The 23,637-nt window shown below is 68.6% G+C and carries 23 protein-coding genes; 17 read left to right on the plus strand and 6 right to left on the minus strand.

Features of this window, described 5'->3' with window-relative positions:
- Positions 1–42: 42 nt before the first annotated feature.
- Both PV682_RS39815 and PV682_RS39820 read right to left on the minus strand, forming a co-directional pair.
- The gene (locus PV682_RS39815) at positions 43–468 is read right to left on the minus strand and encodes a hypothetical protein (RefSeq protein WP_319737231.1); all 426 of its coding nucleotides are present in this window, start codon (positions 466–468) and stop codon (positions 43–45) included.
- Positions 458–826 carry a hypothetical protein gene (locus tag PV682_RS39820; RefSeq protein ID WP_319737234.1) on the minus strand — a complete coding sequence of 123 codons (369 nt, stop codon included), beginning with the start codon at positions 824–826 and terminating at the stop codon, positions 458–460. Before PV682_RS39820 ends, PV682_RS39815 begins: the two co-directional genes overlap by 11 nt.
- Positions 827–1,641: 815 nt before the next feature.
- Here PV682_RS39820 and PV682_RS39825 point away from each other — a divergent pair.
- The 5 genes from PV682_RS39825 to PV682_RS39845 all read left to right on the plus strand — a co-directional run bounded on the left by PV682_RS39825 (position 1,642) and on the right by PV682_RS39845 (position 6,845).
- Positions 1,642–2,355, plus strand: coding sequence for a DUF2786 domain-containing protein (locus tag PV682_RS39825; protein ID WP_319737237.1), 714 nt, complete (start codon positions 1,642–1,644; stop codon positions 2,353–2,355).
- A 300-nt stretch (positions 2,356–2,655) separates the two neighbouring features.
- Positions 2,656–3,108 carry a DUF6197 family protein gene (locus tag PV682_RS39830; protein ID WP_319737238.1) on the plus strand — a complete coding sequence of 151 codons (453 nt, stop codon included), beginning with the start codon at positions 2,656–2,658 and terminating at the stop codon, positions 3,106–3,108.
- 103 nt (positions 3,109–3,211) lie between these two features.
- On the plus strand, positions 3,212–4,978 hold the full coding sequence (locus PV682_RS39835) for a ParB/Srx family N-terminal domain-containing protein (RefSeq protein WP_319737240.1): 1,767 nt from the start codon (positions 3,212–3,214) through the stop codon (positions 4,976–4,978).
- A 68-nt stretch (positions 4,979–5,046) separates the two neighbouring features.
- Complete coding sequence (locus tag PV682_RS39840; RefSeq protein ID WP_319737241.1) at positions 5,047–5,469, plus strand: hypothetical protein; 423 nt, start codon at positions 5,047–5,049, stop codon at positions 5,467–5,469.
- 137 nt (positions 5,470–5,606) lie between these two features.
- Positions 5,607–6,845 (plus strand): hypothetical protein, encoded by a 1,239-nt coding sequence (locus PV682_RS39845; protein WP_319737243.1) that lies wholly within the window; start codon positions 5,607–5,609, stop codon positions 6,843–6,845.
- Positions 6,846–7,294: 449 nt separating this feature from the next.
- Here the strand turns inward: PV682_RS39845 and PV682_RS39850 are convergent, their stop codons facing one another.
- Entirely contained in the window at positions 7,295–8,326 is a 1,032-nt protein-coding gene (locus PV682_RS39850; RefSeq protein ID WP_319737245.1) for an ArsR/SmtB family transcription factor, read from the minus strand.
- Between the two features lie 213 nt (positions 8,327–8,539).
- On the opposite strand from PV682_RS39850, the gene PV682_RS39855 reads away from it, so the two are divergent.
- The 11 genes from PV682_RS39855 (at position 8,540) to PV682_RS39905 (ending at position 16,203) form a co-directional block, all read left to right on the plus strand.
- Entirely contained in the window at positions 8,540–8,971 is a 432-nt protein-coding gene (locus PV682_RS39855; protein ID WP_319737247.1) for a peptidase inhibitor family I36 protein, read from the plus strand.
- A gap of 568 nt (positions 8,972–9,539) precedes the next feature.
- Complete coding sequence (locus PV682_RS39860; protein WP_319737249.1) at positions 9,540–10,037, plus strand: hypothetical protein; 498 nt, start codon at positions 9,540–9,542, stop codon at positions 10,035–10,037.
- Positions 10,038–10,143: 106 nt separating this feature from the next.
- Positions 10,144–11,010, plus strand: coding sequence for a hypothetical protein (locus PV682_RS39865; RefSeq protein WP_319737251.1), 867 nt, complete (start codon positions 10,144–10,146; stop codon positions 11,008–11,010).
- Positions 11,011–11,130: 120 nt separating this feature from the next.
- On the plus strand, positions 11,131–11,547 hold the full coding sequence (locus PV682_RS39870) for a DUF6409 family protein (RefSeq protein WP_319737252.1): 417 nt from the start codon (positions 11,131–11,133) through the stop codon (positions 11,545–11,547).
- 314 nt (positions 11,548–11,861) lie between these two features.
- Complete coding sequence (locus PV682_RS39875; protein ID WP_319737254.1) at positions 11,862–12,875, plus strand: DUF3560 domain-containing protein; 1,014 nt, start codon at positions 11,862–11,864, stop codon at positions 12,873–12,875.
- 72 nt (positions 12,876–12,947) lie between these two features.
- Positions 12,948–13,595, plus strand: coding sequence for a hypothetical protein (locus tag PV682_RS39880; protein ID WP_319737256.1), 648 nt, complete (start codon positions 12,948–12,950; stop codon positions 13,593–13,595).
- Between the two features lie 54 nt (positions 13,596–13,649).
- Positions 13,650–14,063 (plus strand): DUF6197 family protein, encoded by a 414-nt coding sequence (locus PV682_RS39885; protein WP_319737258.1) that lies wholly within the window; start codon positions 13,650–13,652, stop codon positions 14,061–14,063.
- A 32-nt stretch (positions 14,064–14,095) separates the two neighbouring features.
- Positions 14,096–14,485 carry a DUF6181 family protein gene (locus tag PV682_RS39890; RefSeq protein WP_319737260.1) on the plus strand — a complete coding sequence of 130 codons (390 nt, stop codon included), beginning with the start codon at positions 14,096–14,098 and terminating at the stop codon, positions 14,483–14,485.
- Positions 14,482–15,057 carry a DUF6349 family protein gene (locus PV682_RS39895; protein ID WP_319737262.1) on the plus strand — a complete coding sequence of 192 codons (576 nt, stop codon included), beginning with the start codon at positions 14,482–14,484 and terminating at the stop codon, positions 15,055–15,057. The genes PV682_RS39890 and PV682_RS39895 overlap by 4 nt, the downstream gene beginning before the upstream one ends.
- Positions 15,058–15,247: 190 nt before the next feature.
- Complete coding sequence (locus tag PV682_RS39900; RefSeq protein ID WP_319737265.1) at positions 15,248–15,526, plus strand: DUF6211 family protein; 279 nt, start codon at positions 15,248–15,250, stop codon at positions 15,524–15,526.
- Positions 15,527–15,549: 23 nt separating this feature from the next.
- Positions 15,550–16,203, plus strand: coding sequence for a hypothetical protein (locus tag PV682_RS39905; RefSeq protein ID WP_319737266.1), 654 nt, complete (start codon positions 15,550–15,552; stop codon positions 16,201–16,203).
- 265 nt (positions 16,204–16,468) lie between these two features.
- On the opposite strand, the gene PV682_RS39910 is transcribed toward PV682_RS39905, so the two are convergent.
- Positions 16,469–16,663 (minus strand): hypothetical protein, encoded by a 195-nt coding sequence (locus tag PV682_RS39910; RefSeq protein ID WP_319737269.1) that lies wholly within the window; start codon positions 16,661–16,663, stop codon positions 16,469–16,471.
- A 581-nt stretch (positions 16,664–17,244) separates the two neighbouring features.
- Between PV682_RS39910 and mobF the strand changes: the two genes are divergently transcribed.
- A complete protein-coding gene (gene mobF, locus PV682_RS39915) occupies positions 17,245–21,636 on the plus strand; it encodes a MobF family relaxase (RefSeq protein WP_319737270.1) in 4,392 nt (1,463 codons plus the stop codon).
- A gap of 96 nt (positions 21,637–21,732) precedes the next feature.
- Here the strand turns inward: mobF and PV682_RS39920 are convergent, their stop codons facing one another.
- Both PV682_RS39920 and PV682_RS39925 read right to left on the minus strand, forming a co-directional pair.
- Complete coding sequence (locus PV682_RS39920) at positions 21,733–22,236, minus strand: hypothetical protein (protein WP_319737271.1); 504 nt, start codon at positions 22,234–22,236, stop codon at positions 21,733–21,735.
- A 28-nt stretch (positions 22,237–22,264) separates the two neighbouring features.
- Complete coding sequence (locus PV682_RS39925; RefSeq protein ID WP_319737273.1) at positions 22,265–23,611, minus strand: NucA/NucB deoxyribonuclease domain-containing protein; 1,347 nt, start codon at positions 23,609–23,611, stop codon at positions 22,265–22,267.
- Positions 23,612–23,637 lie beyond the last annotated feature (26 nt).

The following is a 23,637-nucleotide window of genomic DNA, read 5'->3' on the forward strand; positions in this document are numbered from 1 at the left end:
GGCTGGGCTACATCAGCCCCATCGCCTTCGAACAGCGATCAGCTACGCTGACCACTGCCGCATAGCAAACGGTGTCCACGCTTCGGGGGAAGGCCCCGGGCTATCGTTGTCCCAGCCCAGGCGGGGGATCACGCCGTGGGCGAGCTGGTAGCCGTAGAGGTGGCCGGGGACGGTGCCTCGTCGGGTCGGGCCGGGGAGGGAGGCCGCGCGGAAGCTGGCGTGGCCTGTGCTGGAGATCGCACCGTAGAAGAACCAGCAGTCCGTATCCGACGTAGTGCGATGCACCTTGGCCCAGTACCGGGTCTGTGTCGATGCGTCGGACAGCCAGGCCGACCACTCGACGGCGGGGATGCGTACGGGAGACGGGGTCCCGATCAGCGCGAGCTGTTCGGGACCCTCCTGAGGCGACGCGGCGTGGCCGTGCATGGTGGAGAGCGGGAAGAGGCCGGGAAGCCGGTCATGTGACATTGCCCTGGGTGTCGTTCAGGGCGGTGGTCTCCACAACTCCGGTTTCCTGAGAGTGGTGTTGAGAGGTGGAGTTGGCCGGCCGTGAGCGGCGGGGGCGTGGGCGGCCCGCGCGAGTGCGCAGTGCCTCGATGACCTCTTTGGCGCGCGCGGCGGTGACAGCCTTCGCGTCCCGCTCCAGCTCTTCGGCGGGAACACCGAGGAGGTCGGCCACCAGCTCCGAGTCCTGGTCGTACAGGCGCAAGGCCGCTGCGGTCGCCTCGCGGGCTTCGCGGTCTGCCGTTTCTTTGGCAACTGCCGCTTCTACAGCGGCTTTTCGTGTGGTCAGAACGCTCTGAGCAGCCAACTCGCGGGTCTTCATCTGGAGGGTCTCTACGGCCCGTACTCGTCGCCGTAGCTCCGCCGTTGTTACGCCGTCCGGCGACGTCATCTCAGCAACCCACTTTCGGAACCGGTGAGTTGATCCTGCGCCAGGAGGTTGGCGCGCCGAGGGCGTCTGCACAGCGCCGACTGGGGTGGTGGTTCATGGTGGGCACCGTAGGCGTGAGGTCAGGAAGAACTCACATGTCGAGGAGGATGAGGAAGCAGCGCGGTCTGACGAGTAACTGTGAGGTGTTGGAACAGGCCGCCGACGAGAGCAAGTTCCCCTTGTATTCGGTCCGTTGACTACCTGGGCGGGTTGCTGTCGCTCAAAGAGAGTGCCTCCGGCGGGTCCGCTCTCGGAGGGGGAGGGGGGTGAGTTGGTCGGCTGGCCCGCCGTCGTGGTCGGGGTGGGGGTGGCGGTGGGGTTCCCTCCTCGGTCGGTCGTCCCAGCGGAGCGCACCGCGCCGCAGGGGTGCGAGGTCGTACGTCCGGGTCTGGGACTTTCCTCGTACCTCAGAAAGTCCCAGCTTCCGGGCGCTCCACCTCGCACCCCTGCACCACTGCACGCTTGGCGGTGCCGTCCAACCGAGGAGGGAACCCCACCGCAGGCGCGTTGTGGCTGAGGCGCCAGCCGGAGGCCGGGGGGAGGAACCGCAGGGGGGTTGCACGGGAGCTTAAAACATGGTTTAATTAAACATGTCGAGAGGGGAGGGCAACACCCCGACCGACACCCCGAGGTTCAGTCGGCCTCGGTTAGTCACTCTCACCAGGAGCAGAGCTATGGGTACTCCCCAAGCAGACGTGAACCCCAAGTTGGCCACCATCAAGGCGCTACTCGCCAAGGCCGAGAACTCCGCGACCCCCGAGGCGGAAGCCGAGCTTGCCCGCACACGGGCAATGGAGATGATGGCCAAGTACGGTGTGGACGAAGCCCTGTTGAGCGATGGTCAGCCGTCGCGGGACGGGATCGTCGCTCGGTACGTCGACCTGCCCAACCCGTGGTCCATGCCGCGCGCCCGCCTCATGTACTTCATCGCGGAAGCCGTCGGATGCCAGCCCCTCCACATCGGTGGGCAGAAGCCCGGTACGCGACGGGTCAAGATCGTCGGATTCGAGTCCGACGTGCAGCGCGCCGAGATCCTGTACGCCTCGCTTCAGCTTCAGATGTTCAACGGGTTGAACGCGCAAGCTGTGCCGTACGGAGTCCGGAGCGCGCGAGCGTGGCGGAACTCGTGGCAGATCGGGTTCATCGTGCGGGTGACCGAACGGCTCAAGGCGACCGAGGACGCCGCCCGAGCCGCCGCCAGCGCAGAGACGTCGGCCGCCGGACGCAGCGGTGAACTTGTGCTGGCCGACCGCGACGCCATGGTCCAGGCCGCTTTCAAGGTCGAGAACCCGCACGTGCGGACGCAGCGTGGCTCGTACAGCGGTAGCGGGTACGGCGCCGGTGCCGCTGCTGGAAACCGGGCCGATATCGGCGGAACCCGCCGTATCGGTGCCACGGTCGCCGGGGCGCTCGCCTCCTAGTGGTCAACTCCGCCGGGGGCGGCGGCCCCGTCGTCCCCGGCTCTGTCGGAAGGAAGGAATTCCCATGTCTTTGAAGAACCGCCCTCCGGCGCGGTGGAGAAGCGACAACGACCAGATGCAGGCCGGTAGAGCGTGGGTGTCGTGCGAGGTCTGTGGGTCCACCGAGAACCTGACGCGCGTTGTCTGTCGCAAGTGGCCGTCCAGCACGGTCGGTTCGAGGTACTACGCCCGATGCCCCCAACATCCTGATGCTCTGACGGCCACGGTCGAGTGCTGATCAAAACCCCAGGAGGTCACAGCATGTCAGCACGTCACCGCCCCGCAACCCCCTCCCGCATCCTCACCACCGCCGCCAACCACATCGAACGAGTCGGCCTCTACCAGGGTGACCACCTCTGGCAGCCCGGCCGGATGGGCGACGCCGCCCCCTGCACCGTGCTGCACGCATGGGAGCGAGGAGTCCGCGCCGCGCGGCCCCGCTGGACCGTGCGCGGTGAACCGTGGGAAGTCTTTCACCAGGCCCTTGCCGATTCCCTGGTGGTGCTCAGCGACCACATCAACGGCCGCGCCGTTCCAAGTCTTCGGTGGAGGAAACTGCGGCTCACCGAAGACGCTTACCGGCGCACCGTGTTGTGGTGTTGGGGGGACGCGCCCGAGCGCACCACCGATGAGGCCGCCGCGATGATCCGCGCCGCCGCAGCCCGCTGCCTGAGTGGCGCCGATCACGTCGTCTCGGATTGCCCCATCCGATAGAACATGGTTTAATTAATGACGTTGGGAGGGGGAGGGCAACACCTCCTCCCGACCCTTCACCGGGCCGAACGGCCCGACGGAACTCACCAGGAAGAGAAAAGCGATGCTCAACGTCAAGAACCGAGCCGGCTCCGAGGCGACCCCCACCCTGTGGTCGACCCTCACGGTCGCCGAACTTGCCGCGCACCCGGGCAACCTACGTGACATCGAGACCCCGGCCGATCTGCTGGCCGACGTGGCGGAGAACGGCGTCAAGGAGCCGCTGTACGTCGTGCGGACCCACGGCGATGTGCCGCAGATCGTTGACGGGTTTCAGCGTCTCGCCGCCGCCGTCGCCGCAGGTCTGGAGGCCGTCCCGGTCACGTTCCGCCCGGTGATCCGCATCGACGCGCTCACCCCGCACCCGAAGAACGCCCGTGAAGACCTGGACATCAACGCGGCGTTCGTGGAGTCCCTCCGCGCCGAGGGATGCCGAATTCCCGTCAAGATTCAGCGACTTGACGGCGGGGTGCTCCAAGTCAACGACGGCAACCGCCGCTTCCACGGCTCGAAGGACGCGGGGCTTACGCACCTGCCGTACGAGTGGGACGAGGAAGATCGCGATGCCGCCGGGCAGTTCCTCGACATGATCACCACCGCGCAGCACCGCAAGAGCCTGACGCCGTCGGAGGTGAACCAGGCCATGTTCAGCGCGGCCGAGGCGGGCGCGCAGGTGGGCCGTATCGCCCGAGCCGCAGGCGTACGGCAGAAGGACGTCAGGACGGTCGTCAAGGTCCGGTCCGACGAGAAGTTGAGCGCCGCCGTCGCGAGCGCGAGCAGTTACGCGTGGACGTTCGAGCACATGGCCGCGCTCGCCGAGTTCGCCGACGACGCCGAGGCGCTCGGAGCGATCACCGAGGCCGCCGCCGAGGAGGACGCCGACGCCAGCGACATCGACTGGGCCATTGCCATCGAGCGGACCAAGCGCGACCAGCGGGCCAAGGCCGAAGCCCACCGTGCGGAGCTGGAGGCGGCCGGACAGAAGGTCAGGGACGCTGAGGAACTGTCCGAGCGCGCGGTTGCCGTGTGGCGACTGCGCGGTATCAGCGCCGAGGAGCACGCCGATTGCAAGGGGTTGGTGTGGGTGTTCGACGAGCGGCGGGGCGACCGGTACGAGCCGTACTGCTCCGCTCCCGGTCTGTACGGCCACACGGCGCCCGTGAGCGCCAGCGGCAGCGGCGCCACGAAGACCGCCGCCGAGGTCGAGGCCGAGCGCGCCGCCCGCGCCGCCGTGAAGAAGGGGAACCTTGACTGGGACGCCGCCGAGGCCCTGCGCCGGAAGTGGATCACGGACCTGATCAAGCGGCGCAACCTGCCGAAGAACATCACCAACGACCTGATCGGGCACGTCAACAATGCACTTCTCAACGGAAGTTGGGGTATCTCCGAGGATCTGAACAAGGAGCCGACCACCGAGATCCTGGCCGCCTTCCTAGGGTTGAACAGCCAGCAGGCCAAGAACCGGGGCGGTTTCGCCGGGCACGTGGCCAAGGACCCCCGCAGGGCTCCACAACTCCAGTTCGCGGCGCTCGCCGCAGTCCGCGAGAAGTGCGCGACGCGGTCGGCGTGGCGGACGGACAGTCAGCGGTCCGACTGGAGCCGGAAGCCCACGGGCCGGTGGTTCATGGTGCTGGAAGCGCTGGGGTACCCGTTGACTCCGATCGAGCAGTCCGTTGTGGACGACGAGCCGTACGACCCGACGAAGAAGAAGCCCCGCGCCGCGATCACGTCCGGAGGCGAGCAGGGAGCGGAGCGGGGGGCCGGTGCCGCTGAGGAGACCGGCGAGCAGGAAGCCGAGGAACCGGCGAACGACGACGAAGCCGCCGCCTGAATCCCTCAGCAGCCCGACTCCCGGGGGCGGGGACCCCTCCCGCCCCCGGTCACCCCAGGAGCCCCGCAGTGACCCGTACAGCTCTGTTCGAGACCCATGCCGACGACCACGGATGCGGTTGCGTCCCTGCCCCCGGTGAACCCGACCCCGGCACCACCGCCGACATCATGCAGGCCCGCGCGATCGCGGCCGGACTCGCGGAATTCGGCATCGGTCCTGCCCGCTGGTCCGCCGCCTACGACCACCAGGCCGCCGCCGTCGTTCTGCGCGTGGACACCCCGCGCGGCCTGTACGTGCTGGTCATCCCGGCCCCCGGCCAGCCGTTCCCCGTCCACTACCGGGGGAAGCGCATCGGAGCGCTGGACTGCCGCCGCACCTACGGCACCGCCGACAGCTACACCGCCGCCCTGTTCGCCGCGTTCCTCCGCGACCGTGCCGCACTGGAGATTCCTGGTCGGGATGCTTGCCCCAGAGCTGAAAACATGGTTTAATTAAATGTGTCGGAGAGGGAGGGCAACACCCCCTCCGACACGCGGGCCGCCATCGGCCCGACACCCGGCCGCACGCGGAGGGCAACCCGCCCGGCCGGGCACTCGATCCCCCTCTCACCAGCAGGAGCACCAATCCGATGAACAGCTCTGTCTTGCGTTTCGACGTCCCGGAGACGGCGGAGAGCCACGTCCGCCAGCTTGTCGAGGCCACCAACGCCCGCGCCGCGATCCACGGTCTGAACCCCTACGCGTTCGAGATGTCCCCGCCGTTCCTCGCGGACTACAGGGACTGCGACGGCCGGGTGATCGGCAAGCGGTACTTCGTGACCGTCACGCTCACCGGCGGAATCCCCCGCCACGCCGGGTGGACGGTCGTCGCCCGACTCGACCACGACGACGAAGGCGAGACGATCCTCAGCACCTTCCCCGGACTCTCCGACGAGCTTGCCGAAGAGGCGCTCGGGATACGGGTGTTGGAGAACTTCTGCTACGGATGCAAGGTCGAGCGCGACCGCACCATCACCTACCTCGCGCGCCACGAGAACGGCGAGTACCGGCAGTTGGGCACCACGTGCGTCGAGCCGTACACGGGCCTGCCGATCAAGGGACTTCAGGCACTGTGGAAGCTGGAGAAGATCAAGGACACCGACTGGGACGAGTTGGGAGCCGAGGGCGTTCCCGCCGACGTCCGGTTGCCCGTGGACAGGGTGCTCCAGGTGGCCGCCGCCGTCGTGTCGATGGACGGTCGTTTCTACGCCCGGTCCGAGGAGCGGAAGAAGGCCACGCCGACCGCCGATAGCGTGTCCGCCTACTTCTTCGACCGCCGGATCTCCGAGGAGTGGCGCGCGGACGTCAACGCCCAGCCCGGCGCCGACGCCACGGCCGCCGCCGTACGGGAGTGGGCCGTTCAGGGGTACGGCAGCACCAACGACTACCGCCACAAGATTGCCCAGTTGGCCAAGGGAGAGACGGTCGGCCAACGGCACCTTCCGACGCTGGTTTCCGCGATCGCCGGATGGCACCGGGACCAGGAGAGAGCCGCAGCCGAGCGCGCGGCCAGTTGCTCGGTCCCTCAGGGGAAAGTGGGAGAACGGCTCACCGTCGCCGCCACCGTGACGACCGTGATCGAGCTGGAGGAGCGCCACTACGGCTACCGCGCCCAGCGCCGTCGACTGGTCAAGTTCCAGGACGCGAGCGGCAACGTCTATGTCTGGTTCAGCAGCGCGGCCGACGTTCCCGACCAGGGCGACGAGGTCGAGGTGACCGGCACGGTCAAGGACCACAACACCTACGGCGAGGTGGCACAGACCGTACTGACCCGGTGCCGTGTTACCGAGCGCGAGGCCATCGAGGAACGGGAGTTGGTCGCCGCGTGACGGCGCCGGTCGGGCGGCACTGCCGCCGCCCGACCGGCCCCCGGCGGGTGGCCGGGACCCGGCCGGCATCGAGCCGCCCGCGTCCCGCGCGCCTATCGCCGGCCGAGCTTCTGGTGCGAGCGCGGCCGACAGCGCGGGAACCCCGCGAAGGACGTCCCGGAAGGACGGCTCAGCCTGGCCCGGCTCGCAGCCGGCCGGAACGTCCGGGCCGAAGGCGGCCCTACCGGACCGTCCGGACGCCGGGCCGAAGGGCGTGCCCTGGAGGGCACGACGGTGCTGTCTGCCGCGCTCCGCGCGACCATGGCGGCCACCCCCCCGTCGGGCGTGGCGCGCGCCCGGCCGCACCACCGAACATCCATGAGGAACAACCCAAGCCCGAGAACACGCTAGGCCGCTAGCCTCAACGCCCGCCAGGTTCGCTGACCGGTCGCGGCTCGTGCTTCGTCCGGTCAGGTGCCCGATTCGCCGGTGTCAGTGTCCAGGGACTGCCATGCGCCCGCCTGGCTCCGCTTGTTGCGCTGAAGCAGGGCGGCGCCGAGCGGGGTCAGCGTGTGCAGGACGGTGTTGGCGTACCGGTGGCTGGTGATCAGCCCGGCGTCGCGTAGCCGCGTGGTGTGGTGGCTGGCCGTGGTGGGGGTGACACCGGCGTGCCGGGCGGCCTCGGTAGTGGTGGAGCCGGACGCGGCTGCGCGCAGGATGGCCGCGCGGGTGGGGCCGAGCAGGCCGTTCAGAGGTGCGCAGGCGGTAGGGGGCGCCGTCGCCGGGATGTGCTGGACGGGATACATCAGGACGGGCGGGAGGCCAGGGTCCGCCAAGGCGACGGGGGTGTTCCAGCAGAAGTAGGAGGGGATCAGCAACAGCCCGCGCCCGTCGAGGTGGACGTCACGCCGGTGCGGGTAGGCAGGGATCTCCAGTACGGGGTGGCGCCAGCGGATCGCCGGGGTCAGGTCGGCGAGCACGGCCTCGATGCCGACGCGGGACAGCGTGCGGGTGTACCTGGCCCGCTCGGCGTGCAGGCGTTCGTGGATGTGTTCTTCGTGCGGGGCGATCACCGTACGGTAGTAGGTGCGCAGGGCGTGTACGAGTTGTCTCCTCGCTTCCCCCTCGGCGACCCGGTGCACCCAGGCCGGCGCACCCACGGTGCTCTGGAGTCGCGCGACCTCGTCGGCTACTCGGCGGCGCGGGGTCGACAGGATGCTGTCGAGACCGGCGTCCAGCCCCTCGATGCCTTCGGTCGGCGTGAGGAAGTCCGGGAAGTAGCGGGCTCGCGGGAAGAGCGGCAGGAGCAGTGGCATCACAGTACGGTCCAAGCCGGTCTCGCGGAGCGTGGAGCAGGCGGTGCGGTACCAGGACGCGTGGGCCCAGCGGCCCTCGCGGGTCTGGAAGCGGTGCAGACTGACCGTGATCTCCCAGAGTGGATGAGGCCCGGCGGCCACTCTGAGGCGGGTCAGGTCCTCCGGCGTGAAATGGAAGCGGAGCATCCCGTTTCCTCTTCTCTGCCCCTCTGCCATCTGCGATGTTTCAGTGGGCTCGCACGAGCATGACAGCAGGTGGAGGGCGCGCGGAACATAAGTTCACGCCAGCCGGATCCGCCGACCGGAACGGGGATACGGATCATCCGACGCCGCCGTCGCTCGACCGCGGTCGTGGTGTCCACAGCGGATCTCGGCACCGACCATGAGAAGGGGATCGGTATGTCCTCGAACAAGCACGAGAGCACGCCCGGGCGACGTCGGTTCCGCAGGGGCCTGGCGGTCGTCGGCCTCACCGGCGCTCTGGCCTCCCTGAGCCTGGTAGTGCCCGGCACGGCGAACGCCGCAGTGCGGGCCTGGGAGTGTCCCGTCGGGTACGTGTGCGTCTGGAGCGGCACCAACGGCACCGGCAGCCGCTGCGCCTGGTCCAGCGCCGACCCGGACTGGTGGGGTGGTTCCGTCCAGTGTTCGTGGTCCGACACACAGAACGCCCGGTCAGCCTGGAACCGTGGCACCTCGTCCGCCTATGACGGCGTCGCCTTCTACCACGGCGCCAACTACACCAACTACAGCGGCTGTCTGTCGCAGAACGGGGGACGGGACAGCAGCTTCAACGCCAGTCTCCGTTCCCACCGCTGGGTAGCGTCCTGCTGATCCCGGCCTGGCACCGGGGGCTGGCCTTCTGGGGGCGGCCCCCTTCCAGCGCGTTCAGGGACCAGGTACCGGTCACCTTTCGTAGCTGGGCGAGAGGGAAGCCTGTCGTACAGCCCTACTTGCGGAGATGCTGGGCGTCGGTTCAAAGACTTCATGCCTCCGGCGGGTCCTCCCTCGGAGGGGGCCGGTCGGTCGGGTGCGGGAACGTCGTGGTGCGGGTGGGGAAAGGCGGGGTTCCCTCCTCGGTCGGACACCCAGGGGGCGTATCAGGAACCCGGACACGGCATCCAGGCCGAGCCGCTTCGCGGTCGCTTCGCGAGCCTGGACGCCGCGCCCGGAACCCTGATCCGGCGGAGCTGTCCGACCGAGGAGGGAACCCCGCCGAGGCCCGTTGTGGCCGGGCCCGGCGGAGCGGTGCCAGTCCGGCGGCGAGGGAAAGGCAGGTCAGCGGGGTGTGGAGCTTGACCTCACCCATAGAATATGGTTTAATTAATGACATCGGGAGGGTGAGTGTCCCGACCGCCCCGGGTCAAACCGGTTCGGGGGTCTCTTGCTGGAAGGGCTGGTTATGGGTGACACCGTGTCGAGTGGCGACTCGACCGCGTCGGAGAGTGCCGATCGTGCGCGTAGGGCGTGGGAGGTCTACTGCGACTCGCACAAGGACATGATTCATGGTCTGATAGCGGACCTGCTGCATCTGGCCGACGTTGACGGCTATCCGGGCGGCGGCCGTTACGTGGCGGAGCGGGCGGTGGAGGACTACGGCATAGAGCGGTTCGGCCTGTTTGAGGGCGTGCCGCTTCCGCCTCGCACCTGCGCATACGTCGCGGAGGTGCTGCCGGTCGGATATCGGGCGTGGGTCGGGGTGGACGAGGGCGACGAGCCGCGCGAGGCCGGGGCATCGTTGATGCGCCTGATGCAGGCGGCCGAGCTTGCTACCGGCGAACTCGGCGGATTCCTGGAGGATATGGCGCGTGGCGAGTGCGTCACTGCCGACGATGGGACGGTGTTCCGCGTTCGCCGTAACCCCTTCCATCTCGCCGCGAGGGTTGCCCCTACCTCATAAATATGGTTTAATTAACTATGTTGGAAGGGGCGGGTAACCCCCTTACCGGCACCCCGCCGGAGCCGACCGGCCCCGGATATCGAACTCTCACCAGGAGGACCGAGAAATGCCCCGCAAGCCGAAGATGACCGATGAAGAGCGCCGCGCCTACAGTGCCAAGATGCGCGGCGAACTCGAAGCCGTGATGGACCGCGCGTACGGCGCGATGGTCACCGACGAGGAATTCTGGGCCACGGTGATGCGAACGGCCGCGACCCTGACGGACCGCAGCCCCGTCAACTCCATCGCGATTGCCGCCCAGTGCCCCCATGTCACCCGCGTACTCAGCGCCGGAGACTGGCGGAAGGTTGGGCGCTTCCCGGTGAAGGGGTCCACCTCCATCCGCATATGGACGCCGATCACGCGCCGAACCGAAGGCGCGCAGGACGCCACGGCCGACGGTGGGCAGCAGGGGGCTGTTGCTGACGCAGTCGAGGGGGCGGGGCGGCGGGTGTCCGGCTACAAGGCCGGGCCGGTGTTCGACATCAGCCAAACCGACGGCGACGCCCACGAGTTGCCCGTCATTACCTCGCTCGCCGCCGAGACCGTCCGGGACATTCTGGTCGGGCAGTTCCGGGACTGGTATCACGAGGACCCCGAGCAGGCCGGAGGGTTCGACTTCAGCCGAGAGGCCCCCGACGCCGCCGTACGCATCCTGTTGTACGGCCACGCGTGGCGACGTATCGCAGAGGTTGAGGCCCCCCTCCCTGGTCAGCACCCGTCCGAGGTTGCGTCGGCGGCGCACGTCGCCGCGCTGATCCTCGGAATCGACCCCGGACCGGCCGTCATGCCGCCGCTCGCGGGCATCGTCACCCAGGACAGGAGGCCCCCGGTCCACGAGTCCGCCGTCCGCGTCATCGAGACCGGCCGTGCCATTGCCGACGCCGTCGCCACGGCCGTCGAGCGCCAACGCGAACTTGCCCCCGTGGGTTGACCTTCATCAAAAAACATGGTTTAATTAAACATGTTGGAGGGGGAGGGCAACACCCCCGACCGACACCCCCCGCCGGGGCCGACCGGCCCCGGCGGAACCTCTCACCAGACAGGAAACGACATGCTCACCACCCAGCAGATCCCCACCGTCCAGGACTTCCCCACTGCGACGCTCGTACTGGCCGGACCCTGGCACCAGGCCCGCCAGTACAACACCCTCCCCGCCGTCGTCGTCTGCCCCTTCGGCGGACCGGAGTTCGCGGACAGTGCCACCATGGCGGTCGTTTGGTACTTCACTCTCGGCGCCCCGCAGCCCGGCCACAGCGTCCAGGCGATGTTCCCGCACGAGCTGACCCCGATCGACGACACGCTGACCACGATGCACCAGGACACGTTCCGCGACATCGTCCGCAAGATGCGCCACGGCCGGTTCGCCTACGACGACGGGGACGCACTCCGTGCCGCCGTTCTCGACGCGTGGCGCGAGCGGACCGGGCTGGCCGAACTCGCCGCGCGGCGCACGCTCCACCACGGCTGACCACGGTCCCGCTGGTCCGGGGGAGGGCAACACCCCCGGACCAGCAGGCCCTCAACGCTAGAGCGGACACCTCTTCAGGGGTGGCAGGACAGGTCCGGTGCGTTCACCGACGCCGGCCGACTTCGTCGACCGCCGACGGGCACCGGACCGTGAAGGACGCGTCCCGCGGGGACGCGGCAGCCTCTGCCGTCGCGCAGGCGCGACGGCCCGCGAGCCGCTCGTCCCTCACTGCCCGCGCCTGTGGTGCGGACCGTCTCCAACACAAGGTCCGTCCTCCGGACAGACCCAACTCATCACCAGAGAAGATCAGTTCAGTGACTATCGAGATCACGCACACCCGCAGGGAAGGAACCCTCGTCGAGGGCACGACCCGGGGCGACAAGACAGCAGCGATCCTGAAACTCCGCGAGTACGGCAGGACCGGCCGCCAGCCCTTCCGCTGGAGCAGGAACCTCGGTTGCTGGTACCTCCCCCACAGTCGCGACCACGCCACCCACACCCCCTCCCTCGAACTCCTCGCGCAGCGCCTCCGAGACGCCGACTTCGAGGTCACCCTGACCATCGACAACGCCGACCGCCGCAGCTTCAGCGAAGCCGAGCAGGAGCGGGAGGAGCGAGCGGAGAGCCGCGCCGAGCGGTTCGGCGGATACGCCGGCAACGCGGCCCGGAACTCCGAGGCCGCATGGAAGGCGAGCCACGAGATGTCCGAACGGTTCGCCTTCGGCCAGCCCATCCTTGTCGGTCACCATTCCGAGGGCCGCGCCCGCCGCGATCACGAGCGCATGGACAACGCGATGCGCAAGAGCATCAGCGAGCGCGACCGTGCCCGGTACTGGGCCGACCGCGAGGCAGCTGCCGCCAACTACGAGCGGTTCCGCAAGGACCCCGGCCGCACCCTCCGCCGTCTCGCCAAGCTCCGGGCCGACCTCCGCGCGGTCGAGAAGTGGCAGCGCGGCGAGCCCGCCAAGGGATACTCCCGCAACCCGGCCAACCCCGAGTTGGTGACCGAACACCAGGAGCTGACCGAGGAGATCGAGCACTGGGAAGCGGTCATCAAGGACGCCGAAGCCAAGGGCTTCAAGGTCTGGTCGCGGGCCGACTTCCAGCGCGGGGACTTCGTACGCTGCCGAGGCACCTGGTACGAGGTCCTGCGCGTCAACCTCAAGTCGGTGACCATCCCGCACATCCACAACGGCGTGGGACGGGACGTCGTACGAGCCGAGGGCAACCGGCTCGACGGATGGACCTGGACGGTTCCCTACGACGACGTCTCGGGACGCCGGAGCGCTGACGAGATGCGGCAGACCACCACGGCCGACTCCGCGTAACGACCGCTCGCCCGCGCCGGCGGCCGAGCGCCGCTGGTGCGGGTCCCTCTCTCACCAGAACAGGGCACCACCATGACCACCCAACTTCTCGAACGGTCCCTGACCGTCCCCGACGCCGAGCGGGACACCCGCGAATCCGCGGCGCACCCTTCTCTCCAGACCGCCTTGCCGTACCGCATCGGAACCCCGGACATCGCATGCCGGTACCCCGTGATCATCGGCGAGGACCAGGTCATCGGCCGGGCCTACAGGTGGCACCGGGACTGGTGGGTCGACACCAACACGGGGGAGCGCAACCTCCGCCGCCCGCCTACGGGGGTACCGGGTATCGAGATGGCCGCCGCCCACCTCGTCCAGGAGTACGCCGCCGGACGCATCACCGCCGTCCCCCTGGACCACGTACGCGCCGAAGCTCTCCAGCCGCTCCACGGACCGGTGCCCCTGCTTCACCCGCGGATGCCCGCCACTGACCGCAACATCCGGAGCGCGCGGACGGCATTCGCGGGGCTCGCGGCTCACCGTTGGCGGGCGGTCCTCACGGGGTTCCCGGGATCCGACAACCACTGGTTTCTCTCCTGCGAACTGTGCCCGTGGGAGGGGCCGAAGTTCTGGAGCCACCTGCGTGGACGCAACGGTGCTCCGCCGAGCGCCCACCGTCACGAGGGCGGATGCGTCGGCAAGGACCGGGTCCGTGAACTCATCCCCGCCTACCAGCAGTAGACCGACCCCGGGGGCGGTGCGCTGCCGCCCCCGGTCCCCGAAACGGACTTCACCATGCACTACAGCCCCGCAAGCGTCGTCATCGCGGACACCCCGGCCGAGATCCTCGAATGGGCCGCCCGCCACATCGAACACGTCGGCATCCACCAGGGTCCCCGGCTGTTCGACGGTCCCGGACGCACCGTCACCTTGCCCTGCTGGCCGCGCGGCGCTCTCGAAGTCGCCGCCGGACACGGGCGGGCACCCGCCGGCCGGAGGTACGACTGGGACCGCATCCACCGTGCCCGCGACGAGGCGTTCGGCATCCTCGCCGAAACCCTCACGGGGTCCCCGGTCACCGCCGCCGAGCCCGCCGCCGCGAAAGCTCTGCACCGCGAGGTCATCGACCGCTGGAGCGCCGAGCCCGGTCGTACCGCCGCCGACGCCGCCCGCGCGTTCCGCATCGCCGCCGGTCGCGCCTTGTTCTGACAGCGCCCGCCGAGTACTCGAAGGTCAACACGATGGAATTCCGCAGCACCACCAGGACACCGAGCCGCCGAGGAGGCGCCACCCCGAGCCGGGACGGCGTCCACCGGATCGCCGTCCCCCTCCACCCCCGCCTCAGCGCGTCCGAGCTGATCCGCGTACTCCTCGCGGCCCCCACGGAGACCGACTTCCGCACCGTCGACGCCGTACAGATCCGATCTCTCATCGCCGACGTACTCACCCAGCACGGCTACGACGTGCTCGAACGGTCGCAGTACGACCCCGAACGCAGCCGCCACCAGGACGCCCGCCGTGCGGTTCGCCGCGCGTACGGCCTGCGGTTTCTCGACTCCCCCGCCGAACAGGCCCTGCTCGCCGACCCTCTTCGTGAAGTCCTCGCCGCCATCCGAAGCGAGGAGTCGTGACCGAGCCCCTTGGCGCACGAGCGCGCCAGACGTATCACTGGCGAGTGCGCAACGGACGTGCACGCGTTCCCGCACACAGCGCGTTCGGGATGTGGCACATCCAGGCCGGACACCCGGGCGGCGCGTACTGCGACCTCGGACACGAGCTGGAGCCGCCCACGCACCACACCCCCACCCTGCTCACCCGCAGCAAGCTGATCGGGCGGCGGTACCAGCAGGAGTTCCGGGGCGGATGCCTCGCCTGCGACTGGGAAGGCGCCGTACGCGACGGCGACAACGAGGCAGTGGAGGACGCCCACGACCACGCGTTCCCGGGGTGGCGGACGCTTCCGCCGATCACCAGCGTCAAGGACAGGTGGGAGATCCCGCAGAGCCGGCACCGCTGGCTTCAGCTGACGTCCCAGTACCCGGAGGGGTGGGTGTACCAGGGCGCTCCGGTCCTGGTCTGGAATCGCTACTGCCGCGAAGAGCACGCTCCACCGCACGCGGGACGTCCCCGCTACGAACTCCGCGTCGAGCGACCGCCGGACCTCGTGGACGACGGCCCGGCGAATCAAGGGGCGCTCTTCTGATGGCCGCCGTCCCCTGGGCCAGAGGCCCACCCCGGTCACCTCAAAGGTGGTTTAATTACTCGGCTGTCAACGGAGCAGGGCAACCTCCGGGCGGCCGAGCGCCGCACCAACCCTCACAACGAAATGACGGCCAGCGCACAAGGGCAACAAGGCGCTGGCCGTCGATGTCTCTCACCAGAAAGACCCGACCATGCTATGCGACCGGCACCCCGACTGTCCCCAGCCCGGCGACCTCGCCCAGCTCAAGAGCGGTAACAGCATCAGCGCCGACGACACCGACAACTTCGTCATCGTCGAGGACTTCCCGCCGACCGGCCGGCACCTCGTGCTCAACCTTCCCGCTGGCCACCCCGGCCGCGCCGACTGGGCCGCCGCCGTTCCTCTGCGCGAGATAGCCACCCTCACCAGACTTGAGCCGACCGGCACCCGCACGTGGACGTCGGCCCCGGAACCGGACGACCTCCCATGACCACCCCGAACAGGAGACCAACGTTGGCCCCCGAGACCGGCCGCACGCTCTACTCACGAGCCGACCTGCGCAAGGTCCACAACATCAGCGAGTCGACGCTCCAGAACCTCTGGACCGACCGCGAGAACAACGGGCACCCGCCCGTCACCGCGACCCTCGACGGCGTCATGCACTGGGACGGTGACACCTGGGCGAAGTGGCACCACGAGCTTCAGCGCCGGCGGGCCGCAGCGAGCACGACGAACCCGCCGAAGCTCGACGGTGACCCCGAGGAACTGGTCGGCCCCGCCGAAGCGGCGAAGATCTGCGGGTTCGCCGACTCCGCCACCGTCTCCCACTACGTCAAGAACCCGCCGGAGGGCTGGCCCGAACCCGACGACTGGGACATCCTCCCCACCCGGCGGCGGCCGAAGTGGAAGCGCTGGAGGCTCTGGCAGTACCTCGCGGAGCGCAAGGGGCGCGGTCACGCGGGCGGACGGCCGAAGGGACGCCGCGGACTGGCCTACCCCTATCAGGGAGATGAACGGCTTGCCCTCGCCCGGCGGGTGCTCGCGGAGAATCCTGGGGCGAAGAATGCCGAGCTGATCGGGCAATTGCAGGGGCTCTCGGAGAAGGAGTCCTCCCGCACCGTCTGGCACTTGATCCTGAAGTCGGCCCGCGAGAACCCCGAGGAGTGACCGTGCCCGAGAGCCGTTGCCCGCGCTGCGGCGGGCCGCTCGGCGAAAGGCCGGCGCGTTCCCGGCTGACGGCAGACCGCGAGGTCCTGATCTGCATGCCGTGCGGGACCGACGAAGCGGTTCGCGAAGCGACCGGCCGCTCACCGATCCCGTTCGACGACTGGCCCCTTCGGGCGGGCTGACTCTGCGGCAGCATGCCGGGAAGCTGAGTGGGGTGGACCCTAGGGTCCGCCCCACTGGGATATGAGGAGTTCGGCGTCCCTCGTTACGGGAGGAGTAGTGAGAGAACGCCGAGTGCCAAGGTCATCGTTGCGACGAACGCGCCGGCCCCGGCGGTCAACGCGAACAGAAGGCTCCCCTTCGCGGCGTAGAAGAGGAGAGCCGTGGTCAGAGCGACCACGAGGGAGAAGAGCACGGCGATGACGACAAGCATCAGCCGGGTCCTGAAGTGCGGCAGCATGCGGATCTCGACCTTCAACCAATCCGACTAGCGGTGGTCGAACCCGGTGCGATGGCAGCCTCAGCTCGACCACCTGACAACAGTGGCCACTAGCTGAGGACCTGCCGACGTTTCAGATCCGCGCGGAGCCGACCCGCATCTACTGGCCGCCTCCCAAGGATGTCAGCGCCATCGCCTCCGGGCCGGGTTTCGATGGGTGTTCCGTTCTCCTGGCACGTCGACCCCAGGAGAGCGAAGACTTGAGACGGGGTGCCGCCCCCCGCCGTCAGCCTTGTGTTCTTTGAATCGAGCATTCTCATCGTGGCACAGCAGAACGGGGTATGTGCGGTCATCTGGCGAGGCGCATGGCGTCTGCCATTGAAGAAGCAGGCCGATGTCGCACCCTGCCCCGTCAGCGGTAACAGTTCGATGGCGATCATCCAGAAAGTCTCAGCTCCCAGGGCACTGCTTAGTCCGTCTGACCTGCCCTTTTAGATCTGGAGGACCAAGGTATCGTCGCTTCGCGACGATACAATTAGCCAAGATGACCGGATCTGGTCGGTTCGTGAACGGGGGTGGGTGGGCCGGTGGGGTGGGTGACGATGATCGGCCCGTCGGACGGGCAGGTCGAGTACCGCCTGACCGGAGGTCATGGGTGTGGGAAGGCGACCACCGTTGATGCCGCGCCTCTCATCGCCGCCATCGAGGCCAAGGCCGAGGAGACCGGGACCTCCGTCGCCGGGCTCCTGGGCGCGACCGAGGCGAAGAAGGCGTTCTTCCGCGCCCGCTCCCAGATACGCAACACCGGACGCGCGAGGTTCACAGGGTTCGACGCCGTCGAAGTCGCCGCCGCGGCAGGGCTCGATGCCCGCACGCTGTACGGCGAGGAGGTTCTCCCTGCTCCTGCCGCTGACGGCCAGGTCGACTACCACCTTGATGCGAGCGAACGTCCGCTGGTGTGGATCGGCAAGGGCCTCACCGAGTTCGACATCACCCCCGGCAGCGTGCTGTCCCCCGACCAGTTCCCGGCGGCCCGCCGCCTGATGCGAGGCGAGGACCCGCATACGGGTCAGACGCTGGTGGAACCCAAGCTGGCCGTCGCCCCCGCCGCGAAGCTCCCCGCCGCACCCCTCGTCCGCGCGATCCGCCGCACCGCCGCCGAACGCGGCGTGAAGCCGGAGACGCTGCTCGACTCGAAGCGCAAGAAGGACGCTTTTGGCCGGATGGAACGCCAGCTCGTCCGGTACGGCGAAGCCCACAAGGTCCCCGCCTCCACCCTGGTGACCCTCGCGGACGCGATCGGCATCGACGCCGTCGAGCTGTACGGCGAACAGCCCCTGGAGCAGGCCCTCCGCGCCGAGGCGGGCGGACGCCTCGACGCCCGTGCGCTCCTGCACGCCGTACAGAACAAGGCCCGCGAAGCAGACCGCCAGCCCACCGACCTTTTCAACTCCGCGTCCATGAAACGCCGCTACCTCCAGACCGAGGCCGAAGCCGGACGGCGTCTGCGGGATCTGCCGATGGCGGTACGCGAGGCCGTCGCGATGGCCAAGGCCGCGGGCGTCGACCCCGCCGAGGTCTGGGACGCGGAGGAGATCAAGGCCGCGATGCGGGAGGGACGAGTCGAGGTCGGCAACCGTGGCGCGGACGTCACCCTCGACCTCCCGAAGTCGCAGTCGGTGTTCCTCGCGTACGCGCCCCAGGAGATGGCCGCCGAGGTCGAGTCGGTCATCGTCGCGGCGGGCCGGGAGTCGGTGGACGCGCTGGAGCGGTGGACGGCGTACGCGATGCGCGGCCGGCACGGCGACGGCGAAGAGGCGCGCACGGTCGGCACGAGCGGGTTCTCCGGCTGGATGATGATCCATCGCGCGGCCCGCCCGGTCGGCGGTGCGCCGTACGGCGATCCCCACTTCCACCTGCACTTCACCCTGGCCAACATGGTCAAGGGCACCGACGGCCAGTGGTCCACCGTCGCCGCCGGAGGCCGCGACCTGCACCGCCACGCCCGCGCGACGCAGGCCCTGATGAACGCCCGCGTACGACGCGAACTCGCCGACCGCTACGGCATCCGCTTCCGCCGCGAGGACCGCACCGGCGCTTGGGAGATAGCAGCGATCCCCAAGCCCACCATCCGGCTCTTCAGCAAGCGCGACAGCCAGGTCCGTGAACTCCTCACCCGCCTCGGACTCGACTACGACAGCGCCACCCTGCGCGAACGCACCGCCGCCTCCGCCGTCTCCAAGGCCGCGAAGAACGGCGAGGCGGCGGGCGCTGCGGACGACGTCCTGCGCGCGTACTGGCAGGCCGAAGGCCGCGCTGCTGGGGACGACCCTGACGCCATCACCGCCGCCGTCCACGACGACAACCAGGTGTCCAACCCTGGTCTGGACGAGCTGTGCGCGACCGTCTTCGACCCGAAGACCGGACTCACCGCGCACTCCAAGGAGTTCACCCACGCCGCCGCCATCGCGGCCGTCCTCGACGCCCTCCCCTACGGCATCGCGACCGCCGACGAGGCCGAGAAGCTCACGAACTCCGTTCTCCGGCACGCCGGTTACGCGGTCCAGCTCAAGCCCAAGGGCGCCCAGCACTACACCCACGCCGCCCGCTACACCACCGCCGACATCGTCGCCGCCGAGACCCTGATCGTCACCGAGACGACCCGCCGCCTCGGCGAACAGACCGCCGTCGTCGGCACCGACACGGTCGCGATGACCCTGTCCACCGTCGAGGCCCAGCAGGGCTTCGCGTTCTCCGGCGAACAGCGCGCCGTCCTCGACCGGTTGCTCACCGCCGGGCACGGCATCGACGGCGTGATCGGCGTCGCGGGCGCGGGCAAGACGACCATCATGGACGCCGCCCGCCAAGCCTGGCAGGCCCACGGGCTCGTCGTCGCGGGCGCGAGCACGGCGGCCGTCGCCGCCGCCAACCTCAAGGCGGAAGCCGGCATCACCTCCCGCACCCTCGCCTCCTGGCTCACCGGCATCCGTGCCGACGGCCCCGGCCTGGCCGGCGTGGACGTCCTGGTCGTCGACGAAGCCGCGATGTGCGACGACCGCGACATCGCGGAGCTGCTCGCGCACGCCGCGAAGACCGGTACGAAGGTCGTCGGCATCGGCGACCCCAAACAGCTCCATTCACCCGGCGTCGGCGGCCACTTCGCCGCCGTCCACCACCTCGTCGGCGGCCTCACCCTCACCGAGAACTTCCGGCAGAAGGACGCCGCCGAACGCCGTGCGCTCCAGCTCTGGCGCGACAACAAGCGCATGGAGTCCCTGCGCACCTTCGCCGCGACCGGCCGCGTCCACGCTCTCGCCGACAAGGACGAGACGCTCGCCGCGATGCTCACCGTCTGGGCCGACAAGCGGATCGCGTACGACGACGACCACACCGCCGTTCAGCAGCTCCTGATGCTCGCCGCCACCAACGAGATCGTCGACGAACTCAACCTCGGCGCCCGCGCGCTACGCAAAGCAGGCGGCGACCTTGTCGGCCCCGAACACACCTACGCGCTCGCCGGCGGAGGCGAACTCGTCCTGTCGGTCGGAGACCAAGTCCTCCTGCGCACCAACGACTACCGTGCCCGACGCACCGGCGGCGCCAGCGGCGACGTCCTCAACGGCTTCCGTGGCATCGTGCGTGCCGTCGACGACGAACGCCGCGTCCTCGTCGAGTGGCGCGAGGAGACCCCCGACGGCCACCAGGACCACGCCGAATGGGTCGACACCGACTACATCGCCCACGGCGGCCTGAGCCTCGGCTACGCCATCACCGGCCACAAGAGCCAGGGCCTCAGCGTCCAGGAAGCACTGGTCTACGGCCCCGGCGCGCAGACGAACGCCCTGTACACGATGCTGTCCCGTGACAAGAAGGAGTCCAATCTCTTCCTTCCGCTGTCCGTCTACGAGATGGACGCCGACCGTGCTCGTGAGGGGGAACCGGAGAGCGAGCGGGAGCAACTGGACCGCGCGGTCGCCGGGCTCATCCGCGAGGTCGAGTCGGGGACCGAGGAGCGGATGATCCTCACCGAGCTGCCGAACAACGCCGTCCCCAAGCACATCCGCGATGCCGTTGCCGACCTACCTGTTCCGCGAGCCCCGGGGGCCGCTGAACCCGCCCACGACGATGCCGAGCCGGAGACCGCGAATCCGAGCACCCACGGAACACCGTCCCCGGAAGCCACCGCGCCGACCACCAACCGCCCGTACGCCCACCTGAGCAACAACGCCCTGCGCGATGCGATCCGCAAGGCAGCGACGGCCGCCCGCAGTACCTCGGCGGCAGCGGACAGGGCGGAGTCGAAGGCTGCTCACGCCGCTCAACAGACATTGGCCGGCACTGGCCCTGCGGTGCTGGCTTTCCGGCGACAGCAAGAGGATCTCTCTGTGCGCGCTGCGGCGATCTGCGAGGTCCGGACGATCACCACCGCCATTGATCAGTGCACCAGCGTCCGGATCAGGGCTTCGGAGCGGCTGCACCAACTCGAACAGCGGTTGGCCGCTGTCGGTCGGTTCGGCCGACGCGTTCTGCGTGGCGAGGAGCGAGTCCTTGCTGAGACCGAACGAGACAACCTGCGTGCGTACGACGCCCAAGCGGCTCGTGATCTACGAGTTCTGCACGGTCGTCTCCCTGGACTGGCTGTCCCGGCTGGGCCAGTCGAAGAACACGAAGGAGTTCTTGCTGACGAGGAGAGGAGCCGGAATGATCAAGCTGTCCTGCTTCACCGTGCTCACGGTGATGATGAACAGGCCGCTGAGCAGCTGAAGGTGGAGGCGCGTAGGGCCCGGAGCCTGGCGCAGGGCGCGGCTCAGCGGGAGGCGAAACTCCGTGCCGAACTGGAAAGCCGAACGCTTGGTGACGACAGGTTCGAGGACTCAGGTTCTGTCGCCAAAGACTCTCGGCGGCACGAGGTCGCGCATAAGCGCGGAACTGAGGCAGCCACTTACTTCCCCGGTCCTGAGCCGTCTCATCCACTGCCCGTGGAGGGGCTCTGAGTTCGTGGCCGTGGAGTACCGGGCTCTGCCAGTCGGCCACGTCTGCCCGTCCACAGAGGGCTGTGTTGTGGACGGGCAGACGGGCTGTTCGCTTCATCAACCGCGGTTGGATGCACCGAATCTGTCGGTCTGGCGGACTACGGTCATCGGTCGGTTGGGCTCCGGCCAGACCTGGATGAGGTACCACTCGGTGGTCTCGTCCGGGGCGAGGTCGACGGCGGTGTCCCTGCCGCGTGCGTGCAGGCGCAGTCGGTAGTCGCCAGGTCCTTGGAAGGCCAGGACGGGCAGTTCCTCGTCTAGATCGTCCATCATTCCGCGGACCTGGAGGTCACCGGAGACGGAGTGCGCGGAGATCTCCACGATCTCCTCCCAGGCTCCGTCGTCGGGAGCGGGCTCCGTCTCGTGGAGGGCGATGTCGACATCGACGGATCCGGTGTGGATGCCGGTCGTGACGACGATGACGCCGTCAAGGACTCCGATGATCCCGTTCTGTCTGTAGTCGAGTTCGGGGCCGGTAGGGCCGTCCTCGTCCTTGATGTCGAACTGGTGGTACTGAACCGGAACGTCGCCGTTGCGTCGCTCGACCGCCTCGTTGCCCATTACTACGTTCCTCGCCTGTCTGTAGCGTCTACTTGATCCACACCAGGAAACGGTCCTTCTCGATGATGCGGTTGTACAGGTAGAAGTTGGCCAGGGCACGGCCGCCGCTGCGGTTCTGGTCTTTGTCGATCATGCGTCGGCTGAACTTGCCGGTTTTGCCGCCCTGCCACGTCGAGGCCATGGGGTACTCGTCGCAGTCCTTGCCGGTCGGTCGGGGCAGGCTTGTGGGGCATGATGCGTCCCGGTTCTCTCTCATCCGCGTCTTGTTCGTGACCCGGGTGAGGTAGTTCTTTGTGCCGTGCTTGCCGGGCAGACCGCTGTTCTGCGCGTCCTGGATGTGATCGGCGAGTTCCGGGTACTCCCCGTGCCGTGCGTAGGCCAGCTCCGGGATGTACGGCATCACGCAGCCGGGCTTCGACATTCCGGGGAAGGCGTTGTCGCACCGCACGCCCGGGGTGGGCAGTGTGATGCGGTTGGTCGGGGTTATGTCGGGGCGGGTGAAGACCCACCCGGCAGTGGCCTGTCCCCAGCCGCTCTGTCCCTTGGGTGAAAGGGCGATCGTGGGCTCCATGAACGACTGCCCGACAACGTCCTTGGTCTGGCTCATGACCTGGGCGGGGAAGGTGCTCTTGGTCACCCTGCACTTGCCAGAGCACGTCGTGCTGCCGGAGACAGTCAGCCCTTTGGCCCGGGCGGTGCTGGAGACCTCCATCAGTTCGACCTGGTAGGCCCAGTTCTTCGAGTCCCGAGCGCTGTAGGCATAAGCGCGCACGAGGTAGTTGAGAGTGCCGACCACCGCACCGCTGCGCGGGTCCCAGATGGTGACTTTGGCGGAGAAGACCGCGCAAGCCCTGAACCGGTTGACGAGCCACCTGTTCATGCCGGACTCGCCGCACCATTTCGGTGTGGGCCAGGCGGAAGACGCCTTGCGCATGTCGGCCTCGGGTATGTCCGTGCTCCAGTTCGCGCACGAGACGGGCTCATCACTGCCCTTGGCAGCGGCGATGGCCCTCTGCACGAGGCAACTCGACTGGATCTCACCGGCGGTCGCCGTCGGATCGGAGTCGATGCTCTGTTCTTGGGACATCCCGTCCGACGGGGTGTCCAATGTCGTCGGTGTGTCTTCGTGCGGATCGGGCATTGAGGAGACCAGGTCGTCCAGTTCGACCGACGACTCGTCCAGGTCCTCCGGCAACGGGATGGTGTCTTCCGTGGCCTGGCTCACGACCTGCGTGGGTATCTCCGCCACGGTGGGGTCGTCGGCTGCCTGGGCAGCGCTGAGGCAACTGCTCAGCAGACCCAGCGTGATGACCCCGGTGGCCAACAGATTCTTCAATCTCAAGTTGTGCCCCCCTTGTTTTTGGGCAAGCGGCATGAACACGTTGTGATGTCGTGTCCATG

The organism is Streptomyces niveiscabiei (assembly GCF_033794345.1).
GTDB lineage: Bacteria > Actinomycetota > Actinomycetes > Streptomycetales > Streptomycetaceae > Streptomyces > Streptomyces niveiscabiei.

Excerpts from the sequence above, each read along its gene's own strand:
- PV682_RS39815 (WP_319737231.1), bottom strand. The coding sequence starts at position 468 with ATGTCACATGACCGGCTTCCCGGCCTCTTCCCGCTCTCCACCATGCAC.
- PV682_RS39830 (WP_319737238.1), top strand. The coding sequence starts at position 2,656 with ATGTCAGCACGTCACCGCCCCGCAACCCCCTCCCGCATCCTCACCACC.
- PV682_RS39880 (WP_319737256.1), top strand. The coding sequence starts at position 12,948 with ATGACCACCCAACTTCTCGAACGGTCCCTGACCGTCCCCGACGCCGAG.
- PV682_RS39900 (WP_319737265.1), top strand. The coding sequence starts at position 15,248 with ATGCTATGCGACCGGCACCCCGACTGTCCCCAGCCCGGCGACCTCGCC.
- mobF (WP_319737270.1), top strand. The coding sequence starts at position 17,245 with ATGATCGGCCCGTCGGACGGGCAGGTCGAGTACCGCCTGACCGGAGGT.
- PV682_RS39925 (WP_319737273.1), bottom strand. The coding sequence starts at position 23,611 with ATGCCGCTTGCCCAAAAACAAGGGGGGCACAACTTGAGATTGAAGAAT.
- PV682_RS39855 (WP_319737247.1), top strand. The coding sequence starts at position 8,540 with ATGTCCTCGAACAAGCACGAGAGCACGCCCGGGCGACGTCGGTTCCGC.
- PV682_RS39835 (WP_319737240.1), top strand. The coding sequence starts at position 3,212 with ATGCTCAACGTCAAGAACCGAGCCGGCTCCGAGGCGACCCCCACCCTG.
- PV682_RS39890 (WP_319737260.1), top strand. The coding sequence starts at position 14,096 with ATGGAATTCCGCAGCACCACCAGGACACCGAGCCGCCGAGGAGGCGCC.
- PV682_RS39820 (WP_319737234.1), bottom strand. The coding sequence starts at position 826 with ATGAAGACCCGCGAGTTGGCTGCTCAGAGCGTTCTGACCACACGAAAA.
- PV682_RS39860 (WP_319737249.1), top strand. The coding sequence starts at position 9,540 with ATGGGTGACACCGTGTCGAGTGGCGACTCGACCGCGTCGGAGAGTGCC.
- PV682_RS39910 (WP_319737269.1), bottom strand. The coding sequence starts at position 16,663 with ATGCTGCCGCACTTCAGGACCCGGCTGATGCTTGTCGTCATCGCCGTG.
- PV682_RS39885 (WP_319737258.1), top strand. The coding sequence starts at position 13,650 with ATGCACTACAGCCCCGCAAGCGTCGTCATCGCGGACACCCCGGCCGAG.
- PV682_RS39870 (WP_319737252.1), top strand. The coding sequence starts at position 11,131 with ATGCTCACCACCCAGCAGATCCCCACCGTCCAGGACTTCCCCACTGCG.
- PV682_RS39920 (WP_319737271.1), bottom strand. The coding sequence starts at position 22,236 with ATGGGCAACGAGGCGGTCGAGCGACGCAACGGCGACGTTCCGGTTCAG.
- PV682_RS39865 (WP_319737251.1), top strand. The coding sequence starts at position 10,144 with ATGCCCCGCAAGCCGAAGATGACCGATGAAGAGCGCCGCGCCTACAGT.
- PV682_RS39845 (WP_319737243.1), top strand. The coding sequence starts at position 5,607 with ATGAACAGCTCTGTCTTGCGTTTCGACGTCCCGGAGACGGCGGAGAGC.
- PV682_RS39850 (WP_319737245.1), bottom strand. The coding sequence starts at position 8,326 with ATGCTCCGCTTCCATTTCACGCCGGAGGACCTGACCCGCCTCAGAGTG.